This is a genomic window from Streptomyces sp. NPDC051987 (assembly GCF_040680735.1).
In the GTDB taxonomy this organism is placed as follows: domain Bacteria; phylum Actinomycetota; class Actinomycetes; order Streptomycetales; family Streptomycetaceae; genus Streptomyces.
In genome coordinates this window covers 1-16,341 of record NZ_JBFAXI010000041.1, presented here as the reverse complement: position 1 = coordinate 16,341, position 16,341 = coordinate 1, and the positions used below count along the sequence as shown (strand labels likewise).

Sequence of the window (16,341 nt, the reverse complement as noted above, 5' to 3'; positions counted from 1 at the left end):
AAGGGATGCGTGACATGCCGGACGAGACGCGGGCCGAGCCGGCGGCGGCCGCCGCGAAGGACGGCCGGCGCCGTACCGGGCGGGCCGTCCTCGGCGCCGTGGCGGACTGGACCGCCGTCCGGCGGCGCAGGCTGGCCGCCGGTGAGCTGGGCTACCTTCCCGTCACCCTCGTCCTCGCCGCGGTCTGGATCATCTTCCAGAGCCTGGACTCCACCTTCCTCTCGCCCCGCAACCTGTCCAACCTCAGCGTGGACATCGTGGGCACGGGCTTCATCGCGGTCGGCGTCGTCTTCGTGCTGCTGCTCGGGGAGCTCGACCTGTCGGTCGGCTCGATCAGCGGGTTCGCCGCCGCGGTCTTCGCGGTGCTCAGTGTCGACAACGGGGTGCCGGAATGGCTCGCCCTGATCGCCGCGGTGCTGACGGGTACCGTGGCGGGGACGGTCCAGGGGTACTCCATCGCCAGGACCCGGGTGCCTGCCTTCGTGGTCACCCTCGCCGGGCTGCTCACCTGGAACGGGCTCATGCTCGCCATCCTCGGCACCAGCGGCACCGTCAACCTGGACGAGAACGGGCTCGTCGCCCACCTCACCGGCTACTACTTCACCAATGCCGGCGTCGCCTACGCGGTGGCGGCCCTCGCCACGGCGCTGGTCTTCCTCGCCGCCTACCTGAACCGGCGGCGGCGCAGGGCCGTCGGCATGCCGCACCGGCCGCTGCGCACGATCGGGGTGCGGACGGGAGCGGTGGCGGTGATCGCGTTCGGCTCCGCCTATGTGCTGAACCAGTTCCAGGGCCTGCCGCTGGCCCTGCTGATCTTCCTGGTCACGGTGGCCGGCCTCGACATCGTGCTGCGCCGCACGGCGTACGGGCGGCGGGTCTACGCCCTGGGGAGCAGCGTCGAGGCGGCCCGTCGCGCCAGCCTCAGCGTGACCGGCGTGCAGACGGCCGTGCTCGCGGTCTCCGGCACCCTGGCGGCGACCGGCGGGCTCTTCCTGGCCTCGCGCATCACGTCGGTGAGCCAGAACTCCGGTTCCGGCGTCCTGCTGCTCAACGCCATCGCCGCCGCCGTCATCGGCGGCACCAGCCTGTTCGGCGGACGCGGTACGACGTGGTCCGCGGTGCTCGGCATCCTGGTCATCCAGTCGATCGCCTCGGGCATGGCCCTCACCGACACGCCCACCGCCGTCCAGCTGGTGATCACGGGCGGGGTGCTCTTCGCCGCGGTGGTCCTCGACTCGCTGTCCCGGCACACGCAGCAGGCGCACGGGCGCGCCTGACCCGGACGAGGGGTCGCCCGCGCGCACGTATAGTGAATAAACGGTCATATTGGACATACTTCAGGGATTCAGTGCGAGGAACGTATTGATGAGGCCCGGACCCGTCCTCTGTGCCACCGCTTCCGCTCTCTGTGCGCTGGCGCTGGTCAGCGCCTGCGGCGGCTCCGCAGGGACGGCCACGTCGAGCGGCGGCAGGCCGCTGGTCGGCGTCGACTACCCGCGCTCCGACACCGACTTCTGGAGCGCGTACATCAGGTACACGCCGGAGTACGCCAAGCAGCTCGGCCTCGCCCTGCGGACCACCAACTCGCAGAACGACGTCGCCAAGCTCGCCGCCAACACGCAGACCCTCATCCTCCAGGGCGTCAAGGGCATCGCGGCGGCCCCGCAGAGCACGTTCGCCGTCGCGCCGATCCTGGCGCAGCTGAAGGCGGCGAAGGTCCCGGTCGTCACCATCGACACCCGCCCGGACACCGGCAGGGTCTACATGGTGGTCCGCGCCGACAACCGCGCCTACGGGGAGAAGGCGTGCAAATACCTGGGCAGCAGGCTGGGCGGCAAGGGCAAGGTCGTGATGCTCGAGGGCGACCTCTCGTCGATCAACAGCCGCGACCGCACCGAGGGGTTCGACACCTGCATGAAGGCGAACTACCCGGACATCAAGGTGTTCGCGGAGGCCACCAACTGGGACGGGGACGTCGCCGCGCAGAAGCTCCAGAGCGACCTGACCGCCCACCCGGACATCAAGGGCATCTACATGCAGGCCAGCTACGCCCTCTCCGGCACGCTCCACGTGCTCCGGCAGCAGGGCCTGCTGGTCGGACCCAGGAACCCGAGGCACGTGGTCGTCGTCTCCAACGACGGCATACCCAGGGAGCTCAGGAACATCTCCAGCGGCACCATAGACGCCACCGTGTCCCAGCCGGTCGACCTCTACGCCAAGTACGCGCTGTACTACCTGAAGGCCGCGATCGACGGAAAGACGTTCAAGCCCGGCCGGACCGACCACCGGAGCACCATCGTGCGGGTCCGCGACGGACTTCTCGAGGACCAGCTCTCCGCCCCGCTCGTCACCGCCGACGGCGGCACGTACGGCGGCGTCCCCAGCCTCAGGAGCACCGATCCTTCCCTGTGGGGCAACAGTCTCGGCCAACCGGCCAGCGGCCAGGCCCTTCCGGGATCCCGATGAACCGAAGACCCGAAGACCCGAGGTCCCGAAGACCCGAGGTCCCGATGAGCCGAGGTCCCGATGAGCCGAGAATGCCTGCCTGCTGGCGGAGTGCGCGGTCGGGCTGGGCGAGGCCTGGTGCTGCCGGTATGACCGGCGCCGGGACGGGCACTCGGTGCGTCGGCACCCCTGCCGGCCCGTCAGGACAGTGCCCGAGAACGCCGTCTCCCCGGAGGTGCTGTCATCGTGGCAGAGGGCACGGATCCTTCGCCCCGCGTCCGGCTGTCGCCGTACGAACGGCTCGCCCTGATGCGCATAGAGGCGCACCTGCGCCGTGACCGCCGCTTCGCCCGTCGCATGGGCGTGCGGCGCGCCCGGTCCCGGCTCTGGCCGGCCCTTCTCCTGCTGGCCGCGGCCTCCACGGTCCTGGCGGTCGTGGGCGTCCGCACCTCGGACCCGGTGGCGCTGTGGGGCTTCGCCGTGGCGTGGCCCCTCACCCTGGTGCAGGGCGCGCGGCTGCTGTGCCGCGCGTGCCGGGACCACGGAGCCGTCGTCCGGAGGGGGCCGTGCGGCTGAGAACCGGCCCGGCCACCCGGGGCGCCGTCGAGGAGGCGGTGCTGCGGCTCCTCGCCTAGAGTCCCGGCGGCCGGGTGATGGCGACCGTCGCGCCGGGGGGTGCCTCCTGGGTGGCGGGGGACAGGTCCGGGGCGTGCGCGTCGGTGGCGATGGTGAAGGCGTCCGAGGTGAGGGGGGAGCCGAGCTCGCGCAGGTGGGCCTCCAGGCGCTGGACGAACAACGCCCGGACGCGCTCGGCGCGTTCGGCGGCGAGCTGGATCGACCTGCCGAAGTGGGGCCGACCGGAGACGGTCACGGAGGCGTGTCCGGTGATCAGCACGGTCGGCAGGGCCGCCGGGGGCTCGGGGCGCCGGGCGGCGTCGCGTGCGACACCGCCGGCCAGCAGAAGTGGCACCTGGCCTGACCCCGGCGCTCGCCGGCACGTCACATCCGGCGGCCCCGGTCCTCCGAGGCGGCGCGGGCCGCCTCGACCAGGTGCCGCGACCCCCACTGCCGGGCCACCTCCTCGGCGAGGCCGAACTGCCGCAGCGCCTCCGCCTCGTCACCCAGCAACTGGTGCAACTCACCCAGCGAGTGGGCGAACGGACGGGTGGCGAAGGAGACGCTGGCGGCACCGGCGAGCTGGCCGCGCAACGGCAGCAGCAGCGGGATCAGCTCCAGTGCGGTGGTCAGGTCGCCCAGCAGGAACGCCAGTTCGGCCCGCAGGGACAGGGCGATGCCGTACAGGTGGTCCGGCACGAGGGGGACGGCGGCCGCGGTGCGCCGGCCGAGCGCGTAGGCCTGCTCGTGCTCGCCCAGCCGGGCGAGGACCACCCCGAGGGCCAGCTCGGCGGTGGGCTCGGGTTCGCTGTCGAGCAGGCGGCGCAGGAGCGGTTCGGCCTCCCGCGGGCGGCCCTGCCCCAGCCGTACGGTCGTCAGCCCCAGGACGCGCACGAAGTCGCCGTACGGCGAGCCGCGGGACCACAGCCGCTCCCGCACCTGCGCGTACCCGGCCTCGGACTCGGCGAAGCGGCCCTCGACATGGGCCAGCATCGCGAGGGTGGTCAGGTTGATGGCCTCCGCCTCCGCCAGCCGGTGCCGCCGGGCGACGGTCCGTCCCTCGCCGGTGTGCCGGCGCACCTGGGCGACGTCGTTGCGGGCGCCGGCGGCCATCGCCCCGAGGTGCTCGCGCACCCAGCTGTTGGCGGGCAGGTCGTGCGCGTACCCGAGCACCCGCAGCTCGGTCGCCAGCGCCTCGCGGCGGTCCGGGAACCCGTCGGGGCTGACTCCGGAGGCGACGGTCAGCGCGGAGGAGAGCAGCAGCGGGTCCCCGACCGCACGGGCGAGGGCCAGCCGCCGGGCCGCCTCCGCCACCCGCTCCGCACGCCCCGCGGCGCCCGCACCGGCCACCTCGTCCGCCTCGCCTGGAGGCAGCGCGCCGAGCACGGCCGGGTCCAGGTCGGCGCGGGCGATCAGCCGCTCCACGAACGTGTCGAGTGCCGTCGGCGCGACGAGTCCCCACGGCCCGCTGAGGGCACCGCTCGGGGCATGCTCCGGTCCGATCGACGCGCCGAGCGCCGCCGCCGCGAGTTCGTCGCGCCCGACGCCCTCGGCCGCCGCCAGCGCGCGCTGCCGGGTGTGCCGCGCCGCCATGATGGCCCCGGCCCGTATCTCGGCCCGCAGCAACCGCCCGAGCAACGCGACCAGCCGCCCGGCGCGGCCGTCGGTGCCGGGAGCGAGGCTGCCACCGACCCCGCCGTGCCGGCCGGTACCACCGCGCTTGCCGGTGTTCCCGCTGCCGCAGTCGTCACCGGTGCAACCGGCGTATCCGGTGTATCCGGCGTATCCGGCGTATACGGTGTGTTCCTTGCCGCCGTTGCCCCCTGTGCCGCCGTTGCCACCTGTGCCGCCGTGGTTTCCGGCGTTGCTGCTGCCGCCGGCCGCGCTGCTGCCGTCGCCGTGTCCGGGGCCACCGCTGTCCCCGGTAGCGCCGCCGTCGCCGTCCGGCGGGGCGGCCGGGATCAGCGCGAAGGAATCGATCGCCTGCGTGAGCAGTTCGACGGCCGTGTCGTGGGCGTAGCGCCGCTCGGCCAGATCGGCCGCGCCGAGCGAGTACTCGACGGCGAGTTCCGCCGTCCGCGCGTTCGCCGCCCGCGCGAAATGGTGCGCGAGGGCCGCGAGATCGTCCGGACGGCGCCGCCGCAGGACCTCCGCCAGCCGGGCGTGCAGGCGGGCCCGCCGTACGCCGACCAGGTCGGTGTAGAGGGTGTCGCGGACCAGCGCGTGCGCGAACCGCACCACACCGGGCGCCGGTTCGGTGAGCATCCCGGCCACGACGGCCGCCTCGACCGCGTCGAGCACCTCGTGTTCGCCCTGCCGTGCCGGGTCCGCGGCCTCGACGAGCACCCCGACCTCCGTCTCGCGGCCCACCACCGAGGCGAGCTGGAGCACGGCCGGTGCCCCCTCGGGCAACTGCCGCAGCCGTCGCCGCAGCACGTCACGGACGCCCTGCGGCACCTCGGAGACCGCCACCAGGGCGCCCTCGCTGGCGAGCAGCCGGGCGCTCTCGCGGACGTAGAAGGGGTTGCCGCCGGTGCGCTCGGCGAGCGCGCTCACGATGGCCGCGTCGACCGGCTCCCCGCACACCGCGCCGACCAGCAGTTCCACGTCCGGCAGCGGCAGCCCGCCGAGCGCCAGCCGGTACGGCGAGCGATGGGCGAGTTCGGCGAGGGTCTTGGTCAGGCAGTCCGCCGCGTCGGCCGGCCGGTAGGCGGCGATCACCAGCACGGGTGAGCCGACCAGTTCGGCGGCGCGCTCCAACAGGGCCAGGGTCTCGCCGTCCGCCCGGTGCAGGTCGTCGACGACGACGGCCAGCGGGGCGGCTGCGGCGGCCTCCCGCAGCCAGGCGCCGAACGCCCGGTGCAGCCGGAACCGTCCGGCGGACGCCGCCCTGCCGTCCGGGCCCGGGGACCCGGTGGCGTCCTGCCCGCCGGCTTCCCGTTCACCGTAGCCGGCCTCCTGGAGCAGGGCGCCCAGTGTGTCCGGGTCGGTGGGCGGGACGCGGCGGGCGAGTTGGCCGAGCGCCTCCACCCAGGCCCAGGCGGAGGGGGCGCCGTCGAACTCGGGGCAGCTGCCGGCCACCACGGTCCAGCCCTGGCCCCGCAACCGCCGCCGGTACCGGCCGAGCAGCGCCGACTTGCCGGCCCCGGCCTCGCCGGTCACCAGGACGACACCGCCGCCCCGCCGCGCGGCACGCGCGACCTCGTCCAGCGCCCGCAACTCGCTCTCCCGGCCGACGAACAACTCCTCGACCACCCCCACACCGACTCCCGCGCCCGGCTCCAAGCCCGCGCCCGGCTCCAAGCCCGCGCCCGGCTCCAAGCCCGCGCCCGCACCCGGCACGGGCGGGGCCGCCGAAGCCGCTGGAGCCGAAGCCCCCGGAGCCGCCAGACCGGGAGCCCCCGGAGCTGGAGCCAGAGGCGCCGGAGCCCTCAGACCGGGAGCCGCCGAAGCCGGGGCTGCCCAAGGCGGGGCCGCCGAAGCCGGGGCCGCCGGAGCCAAAGGACCGGGAGCCCCCGAAGCCAGAGGCATCCGAGCCCCCGGAGCCAGACGCGCCGGAGCCCCCGAACCCAGAGGCGCCGAGTCAGGAGGCGCAGTCGCCGTCCGCGCATCCGTGAACGTCAAGGGCCCTCCCACCGCGATCGGCCCGGCAGCCGACGGCACCGACGCGCGCAGGATCTCGGTGCGCCCCGTCAGCAGGGCGCTCTCCAATTCGGTCAGCGCCTCACCGAGGCCCAGCCCGAGTTCGTCGGCCATGACGGCGGCGGCGCGGCGCAGCTCGGCCAGCGCGTCGGCGCGGCGCCCGCCGGCCCACAACCCGAGCGCCAGCAGCCGCCAGCCCTCCTCGCGCAGCGGATGCTCCCGCACCAGCGCCTCGGCCGCCGGCACCGCCTCCGCCGGGGCCCCGGACGCGAGCATCGCGCCGATCGCCAACTCCCGCGCCGTCAGCAGCAGATCACCCAGCCGGGCCGCCTCGCCGGCCGCCCACTCCTCGTCCGCCCACTCGCCGTAAGCCGTCCCGTGCCACCACCCGATGGCCTCCTCCAGCAGGCGCCGCGCCTCCGCCGGAGGCGCGGTACGGGCCCGCCGCACCGCCGCCTCGAACCGCCAGGCGTCGACCGCCTCTTCGGGCAGCCGCACCGCGTACCCGGGCGCGACGCTGACCAGGACACCGGCGGGGGAGCGGGGCGGCCGGCCGGGTTCGAGCGCGCGGCGCAGGTTCGACACGTAGACGTGCAGCGAGGCCGCCGCCTTCCGCGGGGGCCGGTCCCGCCACAGGCGGTCGATCAGCCGGTCGACGGGCACCACCCGGCCGCGGTGCGCCAGCAGCAGGGCGAGGACCGCACGTTGCCGGGGGCTTCCCAGGGGGACCGGCGCACCGTCGATGTCGGCACCGATCGGCCCCAGGACCTGAACACAGAGCATGACTCGGAAACCTACAGCGGTACTTCGGCCCCCTCCGAGGCGTTCCCTGGCGTGTCCACGACCTTCCGCCGCCCCCCTTTGGCCCGTGTCCGGCGCTCCTTCGCGGTCCGGTGTGCGGGAACTCCCGCGCGTCGCCACCAGCCGGGCCCGTTTATGGAGTATCGACCTACCCGTGGTGACATCTTGGTGAACGATGGCCATCCTGAGGACAGGTGCGGCTGCCGCCGTCGGCCGGATGGGGTGAGGGGCATGCAGGAGCCGAGGCTCGGGGTGGCCGTGGTGACGATGGGGAACCGGCCCGACGAAGTCGACGCCCTGCTCAAGTCCGTCGCCAAGCAGGACCTGGCCCCCGACCGCATCGTGATCGTCGGCAACGGCTGCCGGCTGCCCGAGTACGCCCGCCGCCTCGACCTGCCCGGCGAGGTCACCACCGTCGACGTCGAGGACAACCTCGGCTGCCCCGGCGGCCGCAACGTCGCCCTCGCGGCCCTGCGCGCGTTCGGCGACGTGGACGTCGTCGTCGAACTGGACGACGACGGGGTGCTCGTGGACGTCGAGGTGTTCCGGCGGGTCCGGGATCTGTTCGCCGCCGACCCCCGGCTCGGCATCGTCGGCTTCCGCATCGCGGACGAGGAGGGCGTGACCCAGCGCAGGCACGTGCCGCGCGTCGGCAACGCCGATCCGATGCGCGGGGGCTACGTCACCGGCTTCCTCGGCGGCGGCCACGCCCTGCGCATGGACATGCTCGCCGAGACCGGGGACTGGCCCGCCGAGTTCTTCTTCGCCCACGAGGAGACCGACCTCGCCTGGCGGGCGGCCGACGCCGGCTGGAAGATCCTCTACGCCCCCGAGCTGCTGCTCCAGCACCCCCGGACCTCGCCCGCCCGGCACGCCGTCTACTTCCGGGTCACGGCCCGCAACCGCGTCTGGCTGACCCGGCGTCGGCTGCCCCTGCCGCTGATCCCGGTCCACCTGGGCGTCTGGATACTGATCACGCTCCTGCGCACCCGCTCGACGGGCGGCCTGCGAGCCTGGTTCGCGGGCTTCGCCGAGGGGCTGCGCGAACCGGCCGGGGAGCGCCGCCCGATGCGCTGGCGCACGGTCTGGCACCTCACGCGGCTGGGCCGCCCACCCGTCATCTGAACCGGTCCGGACCAGCTTCGTCAGACGGGACGAGGGCCCCGGTCGTTCACCTCCGCCGACCGGAACCCTCTCGCGTCCCCGGAGCCGGGCCTGCGGCGACACTCCCCCGAGTTACGCGATCCACGCGTGCGCCGTCGAACCCGGTCCGATGCGAAGATCACATCAGGCCGCGCCAACGGATCGCTAACATGTGGCCAGTGGTTCTCCCGGACGTCGCCGAGCGGTTGGCGTGAAGCCGCCGTACGACTCCGGGGGCGGGCCGGAGAACCAGCGGACTCCGGCCCGGACCGGCACAGAGAAGGTGGCGGGAACCCGTCCCCCAGGGGATGGAATTCCGCCAGGATCGAGGACCGGCGGGCACGTCCGCCGTGCGGAAGGGCGACAGGCCAGGCGATGCGGCGGTACGAGCTGCGGTTCGGACTGCTGGGACCGCCGGTCCTCTACGACGCGGCCGGCGTACGCCCCGTCGGCAGCCCCAAGGTGCGCACCCTGCTCGCCGTGCTGCTGCTCGATGCCGGGCGGGTCGTCTCCGTCGAGTCGCTGACGGAGGCGCTGTGGGGCGGCGCGCCCCCGGTGTCGGCGCGCGCCTCGCTGCACAACCACGTCACCCGGCTGCGCCGGATCCTCGACGACCCGGAGCGGCTGCGCGCGGTACCGCCCGGGTACCTGCTGCGGGTCGACGACGGCGAACTGGACGTCGACGTGTTCGACGCCCAGGTGGCCCAGGCGCGCGCGGCCCACGGGCGCCGGGAGTGGGCGTCGGTGCTGGACGCCTGCGCCGACGCGCTCGCGCTCTGGCGGGGCAGCCCGCTCGGCGGCCTCCCCGCCGAACTCGGCGGCCTTGCCTTCGTGCAGCGCCTGGAGGAGGCCCGGCTGCTCGCGCTGGAGTGGCGCTACGACGCGGAACTCGCCCTCGGCGGACCCCGGCTGGGCGGCGTCGTACCGGAGCTGGCGGCACTCGTCGCCGAACATCCGCTCCGCGAGGCCTACCACCGCCAGCTCATGCTCGCCCTCCATCACACCGGCCGGCAGGCCGAGGCCCTCGCCGTCCACCGCGACCTGCGCAACCGCCTGCGCGAGGAACTCGGCATCGAACCAGGCCTGGCGGTACGCCGGGCCCACGTCGAGGTCCTGCGCGGAACCAGCGCCGCGGACGCCGCCCCGCCATGGCTCGTGGCGCCCCCGTCACACACCCCCACCCACCCCGAACACCCAGCCCCCACCACGCCGCCGAGCCCAACGACCCCCCTTCCCCCACGCACCCCTTCCCCGACCCCCCGCCCCGCCCAACTCCCCCCACCCCCACCCCACTTCACCGGCCGCACCCCCACCCACCAAACCCTGACCCACACCCTCGCCCCCGAACCCCCGCCCGCCACCGCCGCACCCGGCCACGCCCCCGTCACCACTGCCCCCGCCCCCGAACCCGCGCCCGCCGACAACGAGTCCGCCCCACAGGGGCCACCCGCACCCGCCCACGACCCCGTCACCACTGCCCCCGCCCCCGAACCCGCGGCCGCCGACGGCGAGTCCGCCCCACAGGGGCCACCCGCACCCGCCCACGACCCCGTCACTGCTATCCCCGCCCCCGAACCCGCGGCCGCCGACGGCGAGTCCGCCCCACAGGGGCCACCCGCACCCGACCACGAAACCGTCACGGGTGGTGCGGGTGGGCACACACAGGCCGAAGGCGAAGCCGAGGCCACGGCCCCCCTCCTCGCCGTGGTCAGCGGCACCGCCGGCGTCGGCAAAACCGCACTCGCGCTCCACGTGGCGCATCAACTGCGGGATCGTTTCCCCGACGGTCAGCTCTACGTCAACCTGCACGGCGCCACCCCCGGCGTCCCCCCGCTCACCCCTGTCCAGGCGCTGGCCGCGCTGCTCAGAGACCTCGGTGCCGACCCCCGGCACATCCCGGAACACCCCGACGCGGCCGCCGCGCTGCTCCGCTCCCTGCTCGCCCCCACCCGCACCCTCCTCCTGCTCGACGACGCCGCGAACGCCGCCCAGGTGCGGCCGTTGCTCCCCGGCGGCCCCGGCTGCGCGGTGATCGTCACCAGCCGCTCCCCGCTCACCGCACTCGACGGGGCCCGCCGCTTCCCGCTGGGCCCGCTCACCGGCGAGGACAGCGCGGCGCTGCTGCGCGCGGTCAGCGGGCGCCCGGAGATCGACGCCGCCCATCCGCTGATCGGCCTCACCGGCCGGCTCCCGCTCGCGCTCCGCGTCGTGGCCGCCCGCCTCGCCGCCCGCCGTGCGCTCACCCCCGACGTGCTGGCCGGCCAACTGGCCGCCGCCGAGAGCAGGTTGCGGCACCTCGAATACGACGACCTGAGCGTCCGGCGCTCCCTGGCCGTCGCGCATGACGCCCTCGCCGCCGCCGATCACGCTGCCGACCGCGACGCCGCCGCTGCCCTGCGCCACATCGGCGCCCTCGACCTGCCGACGTACGGTGCCCCTCTGATCGCCCGGCTCACCGGCACCGACGAGCGCCGCGCCGAGGCGGCCCTGGACCGGCTGGTCGACGTGGCCCTCCTGGAGGAGACCACCTACGGCCGCTACGCCCCCCACGACCTGGTCCGCGACTTCGCCCGCGAGCTGGCCGAAGCCCCCTCCGCCCCTGAAGCCCCCGCCGCCTCCGTCACCACCCCCGACCCCGTGACTCCCCACGCCCCCCACCGCCCCGGCGACAGCCCCAACCCCGTCCGCCCCAACCCCGCCCGCGCCGAAGCCGCCCTCACCGCCCTGCGCTGGTTCGCCGCCGTCGCCGAACACGCGCTCGTCGCGATCGTCGAACCCGGACTGGACCAGCGGGACCGCCGCCGGCCCACCACCGCCCAGCCCCCCGAGCACCAGCCGTACGCCGAGACCCTGCCCCCCTTCGAGTGCGCCGAGCACGCCTTCGCCTGGGGCGACATGGAGCTGGAGAACATCGTCGCCCTGGTGGAGCGGTACGCCGACACCGCCGACCCGGGGATCAGCGCCTACCTCTCCACGCTCGTCCGCCTGCTCTACCCCTACGTCCTGCGCCGCGGCCGAGTCGCCGAGATGGAAGTGCTCGGCACCGCCGCCCTGGCCGCCGCCCGCCGCCTGGGTGACGAACCCGCCGAGGCCTACGCCCTGGGCGACCTCGCCGGGCTGCGCTTCCTGACCGGCCGCCAGCGCGAGGCCCTCGCCCTGACCGACGGTGCGCTGGCCCTGTGGCGGCGGCTGGGCGCGGTGTCCTGGATCCGCCGCGGCCTGAACAACCGGGGGCTGCTGCTGGAAGTGCTCGGCCGGTACGACGAGTCGGGCGAGGCGCTGCGGCAGAGCCTCGACTACTCCCGGCAGCTGAACGACCCCTACGGCGAGGCCGTCACCCACAGCCACCTCGGCAACCTCTACGAGCACACCGACCCTCGCGCGGCCATCGAGCAGCACCTGCGCTCCCTGGCGATCGGGGACGCGATCGGCGCCGTCATCCTGCAGCACTCGGCGCACTGCAACATCGGCTACGCCCGCCTCCGCCTCGGTGAACCGGCGGCCGCCGCAACGCACTTCGAGGAGAGCCTGCGCATCCTCGGCGGCCACGGCGACTGGCACGGCGAGTCCCAGACCCGCCTCGGCCTGGTCCGCGCCCTGCGCGCGCTCGGCCGCACCGAGCGCGCCCACCGCGAGTGCGCCGAACTCCTGCGCCACGCCGACGCCCGCGCCGACCGCTACAGCGGCGGTCTCGCCCGCCACCAACTCGGTCTGCTCCTGCGGGAGCAGGGACGTACCGGCGAGGCGTACGGCGTCTGGCGCGAGGCCCTCGCGGCCCTGGACGGCACGGACGAGCCGGACGTCCTCGCGGAGCTGCGCGGCCTGCTGGCCCGGGGCGGCTGACCGGACGGGTCACTTCGCGTCGGCATAGCACTCCACCACGGCCGTCGTGAACGGGAAACGCACCGGCGTCTGCCCGAACGTGAGCCGCCCGGCCAGGTCCGCCGCCTCCCGTATCGCCGTCACGACCGTCTCCGCCTCCTCCTCCGGGCAGTGCACGATCACCTCGTCGTGCTGGAAGAAGACCAGCTCGGCCGCCAGGTCCGCGCAGGCCCGGCGGAGCGCCGCCAGCATCAGCAGGGCCCAGTCGGCGGCGCTGCCCTGCACCACGAAGTTGCGCGCGAAGCGGCCCCGGGCCCGGGAGTTGGTGGAGGCGTATCCCGGCACCCAGCCCTCGGCCGGATGCTCCTCCGGCTCCTCCTGGGGCATTCCCGCCTCCTCCGATCCGTCGCCCGCGCCGGTCGCGGGCGGGCAGGTCCGGCCGAGCCAGGTGCGCACCAGCCGGCCCTCCTCACCGGCCCGCGCCGCCTCGTCGACATAGGCCACCGCCGTGGGGAACCGGCGGCGGAGCGCGGCCAGGTTCTTCAGGCCGTCACCCGAGGTCTGGCCGTAGACCGCGCCGAGGACGGCGATCTTGGCCTGCTGGCGGTCGCCGGCGAAGGCGCGGTCGGAGACGGACTGGTAGAGGTCGGTCTCCCGCCCGGCGACCTCCATCAGCCCGGGGTCGCGGGAGATCGCCGCCAGCACGCGCGGTTCCATCTGGTCGGCGTCGGCCACCACCAGCCGCCAGCCGCGGTCGGCGACCGCCGCCCGCCGGATCACCTTGGGGATCTGCAGCGCGCCCCCGCCGTTGGTCACCCAGCGGCCGGTGACCGTGCCGCCCGCCTGGAACTCGGGCCGGAACCGGCCGTCGCGCACCCAGCCCTGGAGCCAGGTCCAGCCGTGCGCCACCCAGATCCGGTACAGCTTCTTGTACTCCAGGAGGGGTTTCACCGCCGGGTGGTCGACGGCGGAGAGCTCCCAGCGGCGGGTGGACCTCACCTTGATCCCGGCCTGGGCGAAGGCCTTGATCACATCGGCGGGAAGGTCCGGGCGCACCCGCCTGCCGAAGGCGGCCGAGACCTCGTCGGCCAGCTCGGCCAGCCGGCGCGGCTCGCCCCCGCCCGCGTACCGCTCGCCGAGCAGTTCATGGAGCAGCCCGCGATGCACGTCGGCGCTCCAGGGCAGGCCCGCGCGGTTCATCTCGGCGGCGATCATCATCCCCGCCGACTCGGCGGCGGTCAGCAGCCGCATCCGGTCCGGGTGCTCGGCCCGGTCGTGCCGGCGCTGCTGCTCGGCGTAGACCGCGAGCAGCTCGTCGAGCGTCAGGCGGGCGGTGCCCGGTGGCTCGAACAGCGGGGACTGGGCGCCGGGCTCGGCCGCGCGCTGCGGCGGGTCGGGCGGTACGGGGCCGCCGCGGAGGCGGGCCAGGGCGGCGGCGGCCGAGCGTGGCTCACCGGACCGCCCCTCGTGGCCCAGCAGAAGTGTCTCGGCGTCCTCGATGTCGTAGCACCGCTCCACTCGCACCCCCGTGGCGAGCAGGCGCGGGTAGACCTCGGCGGTCGACCGCCACACCCAGCGTGTGACCTCCGGGCGGCCCCTGACCGCCCCGGCGAGATCGGGCTCCCGCCGCACCGGCCCGGCGGGCAGCCCGTCCGGGCCGAGGGGGGCGATGTCCACGCCACCGTCCTCGGCCGGAGCGAGAGCCCACCGGTCGGTCATGCCGAGAGTCTGGCACCCGCCACTGACAATCGCCCTGACCTGCGGTTCCAGCGCCCGGACGGCTTCTTCAGGCGCCCCTCTCCGGCTCCTCCTCGGCGTCGCCCTCCGCCTCCGCCGCGTGCTTCTGCTCCAGCAGCAGCGACAGCACCTTCTTCGTGTACTCCTCGGTCGCCGGCTTGGTGATGCCGAGCCCGCTGAGGACGCCGGCGCCGTTCTCGTGCTCCAGGAGGGCCAGCAGCAGGTGTTCGGTGCCGACGTAGTTGTGGCCGAGCCGGAGCGCCTCGCGGAAGGTGAGTTCGAGGGCCTTCTTGGCCTCCGGCCCGTAGGGGACGAGGTCGGGGACGTCGTCGGCGGCCGGCGGGAGCGCGGCCGTGGCCGCCTGGCGGACGGTGTCCAGCTGGACGCCCTGCGCGAGGATCGCCTTCGCCGCGATGCCGTCCGGTTCGGCCAGCAGGCCGAGGACCAGGTGCTCGGGTCGCCCCTCGGGGTTGCGGGCCGCGATCGCCTCGTTGTGGGCCGCCATCACCACGTTCCTCGCGCGCGGGGTGTAGCGGTCGAAGCCCTGGCCGGGGTCGAGGTCGGCGGACTCCTTTGGCACGAAGCGCTTCTGCGCCGCCTGCCGGGTCACCCCCATGCTCTTGCCGATCTCGGTCCAGGACGCGCCCGAGCGGCGGGCCTGGTCGACGAAGTGGCCGATCAGATGGTCCGCCACGTCGCCCAGGTGATCGGCGGCGATCACCGCGTCCTGGAGCTGGACGAGGGGTTCGGTGTGCACCTTCTTGATCGCCGCGATGAGGTCGTCGAGGCGTACGGATGCTGTGATCTTCGGATCGTTTCCCATATGTCAACCGTAGGTTGACACCGGACCAGTGTCAACCGTCGGTTGACAGGCGTGCGCCCCGTCCTCAGGCCCCTTATCCACAGGCTGTGGATGACCGCGACCCCTGTCGGCGGCGCGTGGCACGATCGACACGTGACCAGCAGCCAGCCCAGCACCGTCGACCGAGCCTTCCAGAGCGCCCTGTACGACGACACCGACTCCGGCCTCGACACGGGCGCGTCCCTCCTCGCGGCCGACTCCGGCGCGGACGCGGAACTCGCACACCGGGGCCGGGAGTTCGTCGCGGCCGCCTGGCGGCGCGGCTGGCAGCCCGCAGACGTCGTGCGACTGGTGCGGCGCGAACTGGACGGCCCGCACGTGCGGCTGGCCGCCGGGCTGATCCGCGCCCAGGTGCCGGACGACCGCCCGCGCGGCCCCCGCTGGCAGGCCCAGCTCGACGCGCTGCCCGAGCAGGACGGCGACGCGCGCGTGGGCGACCGCTTCTCGCACGCCACGGCCGTCCTGGAGCTGTACCGCCTGCTGCTCCGGCTGCCCGCCCTGGAACCGCTCGACGAACCCCGGCCCGCCGCGACCGCGCACCGACCGGCCTCCCGCATGCTCACCCGGATCCGCGCGCTGCTGGCCAAGGCCGAGGCGACGGGTTTTCCGGAGGAGGCGGAGGCGCTCAGCGCCAAGGCGCAGGAACTGATGGCCCGGCACAGCGTCGACGAGGCGCTGCTCGCCGCGGGGGCGCCGGCGGGGGACACACCTGGTGCCTGCCGGATAGGCGTCGAGCCGCCGTACGAACAGGCCAAGGCGGTCCTGCTGGACGCGGTCGCCACGGCGAACCACTGCCGCGCGGTGTGGAACGAACCGCTGGCCTTCTCGACGGTCGTCGGCTTCGAGGCGGACCTGGAGGCGGTCGAGCTGCTCCACACCTCGCTGCTCGTGCAGGCCACGCACGCGATGACGAAGGCGGAGGCGGCGCAGCGGGCGGGCGGCCGCAAACGCACGAAGACCTTCCGCCAGTCCTTCCTCGCGGCCTACGCCCACCGGGTCGGCGACCGCCTCAGGGCAGCCGCGCAGGCGGCCGTGGCCGAGACCGGGACGCCCCAGACCCTGCTCCCGGTCCTGGCCACGAGGGAACTGGCCGTCACCGACCGCCTCACCCAGATGTTCCCCACCACCACGACAACCCGCCTACGCGCCGTCACCGACGAGGCCGGCTGGACAGAGGGCACAAAAGCAGCCAACCAAGCCCAAGTCCACCCCCACCCCCAACTCCCCACCCCTAAACAAACCCCAACCAACAGCGCCCCGTAAGGGGCGCGGGG

The 16,341-nt window shown here is 74.7% G+C and carries 10 protein-coding genes; 6 read left to right on the top strand and 4 right to left on the bottom strand.

What is annotated here, in order from left to right:
* Window positions 1–5: 5 nt before the first annotated feature.
* The 3 genes from AB0M11_RS22465 (at window position 6) to AB0M11_RS22455 (ending at window position 3,021) form a co-directional block, all read left to right on the top strand.
* Window positions 6–1,277 carry a sugar ABC transporter permease gene (locus AB0M11_RS22465; RefSeq protein ID WP_365708122.1) on the top strand — a complete coding sequence of 424 codons (1,272 nt, stop codon included), beginning with the start codon at window positions 6–8 and terminating at the stop codon, window positions 1,275–1,277.
* Window positions 1,278–1,365: 88 nt separating this feature from the next.
* On the top strand, window positions 1,366–2,466 hold the full coding sequence (locus AB0M11_RS22460; RefSeq protein ID WP_365708121.1) for a sugar ABC transporter substrate-binding protein: 1,101 nt from the start codon (window positions 1,366–1,368) through the stop codon (window positions 2,464–2,466).
* 225 nt (window positions 2,467–2,691) lie between these two features.
* Window positions 2,692–3,021 carry a DUF3040 domain-containing protein gene (locus tag AB0M11_RS22455; protein ID WP_365708119.1) on the top strand — a complete coding sequence of 110 codons (330 nt, stop codon included), beginning with the start codon at window positions 2,692–2,694 and terminating at the stop codon, window positions 3,019–3,021.
* Window positions 3,022–3,076: 55 nt separating this feature from the next.
* Here AB0M11_RS22455 and AB0M11_RS22450 read toward each other — a convergent pair whose 3' ends face one another.
* Both AB0M11_RS22450 and AB0M11_RS22445 read right to left on the bottom strand, forming a co-directional pair.
* Window positions 3,077–3,415 (bottom strand): hypothetical protein, encoded by a 339-nt coding sequence (locus tag AB0M11_RS22450; RefSeq protein ID WP_365708117.1) that lies wholly within the window; start codon window positions 3,413–3,415, stop codon window positions 3,077–3,079.
* A 29-nt stretch (window positions 3,416–3,444) separates the two neighbouring features.
* On the bottom strand, window positions 3,445–7,485 hold the full coding sequence (locus tag AB0M11_RS22445) for an AAA family ATPase (protein WP_365708115.1): 4,041 nt from the start codon (window positions 7,483–7,485) through the stop codon (window positions 3,445–3,447).
* 249 nt (window positions 7,486–7,734) lie between these two features.
* Between AB0M11_RS22445 and AB0M11_RS22440 the strand changes: the two genes are divergently transcribed.
* On the top strand, window positions 7,735–8,628 hold the full coding sequence (locus tag AB0M11_RS22440; RefSeq protein ID WP_365708113.1) for a glycosyltransferase: 894 nt from the start codon (window positions 7,735–7,737) through the stop codon (window positions 8,626–8,628).
* 393 nt (window positions 8,629–9,021) lie between these two features.
* On the top strand, window positions 9,022–12,489 hold the full coding sequence (locus tag AB0M11_RS22435; RefSeq protein WP_365708111.1) for a BTAD domain-containing putative transcriptional regulator: 3,468 nt from the start codon (window positions 9,022–9,024) through the stop codon (window positions 12,487–12,489).
* Window positions 12,490–12,498: 9 nt separating this feature from the next.
* Here the strand turns inward: AB0M11_RS22435 and AB0M11_RS22430 are convergent, their stop codons facing one another.
* Together AB0M11_RS22430 and AB0M11_RS22425 are read right to left on the bottom strand one after the other, a co-directional pair.
* Window positions 12,499–14,187, bottom strand: a complete 1,689-nt coding sequence (locus tag AB0M11_RS22430) for a bifunctional 3'-5' exonuclease/DNA polymerase (RefSeq protein ID WP_365708109.1) — start codon at window positions 14,185–14,187, stop codon at window positions 12,499–12,501.
* Window positions 14,188–14,254: 67 nt separating this feature from the next.
* Window positions 14,255–15,028: a Clp protease N-terminal domain-containing protein gene (locus tag AB0M11_RS22425; protein ID WP_365708107.1), complete on the bottom strand. Its 774-nt coding sequence runs from the start codon at window positions 15,026–15,028 to the stop codon at window positions 14,255–14,257.
* 90 nt (window positions 15,029–15,118) lie between these two features.
* Between AB0M11_RS22425 and AB0M11_RS22420 the strand changes: the two genes are divergently transcribed.
* Complete coding sequence (locus AB0M11_RS22420; RefSeq protein WP_365708105.1) at window positions 15,119–16,330, top strand: DUF2786 domain-containing protein; 1,212 nt, start codon at window positions 15,119–15,121, stop codon at window positions 16,328–16,330.
* Window positions 16,331–16,341: the final 11 nt, after the last annotated feature.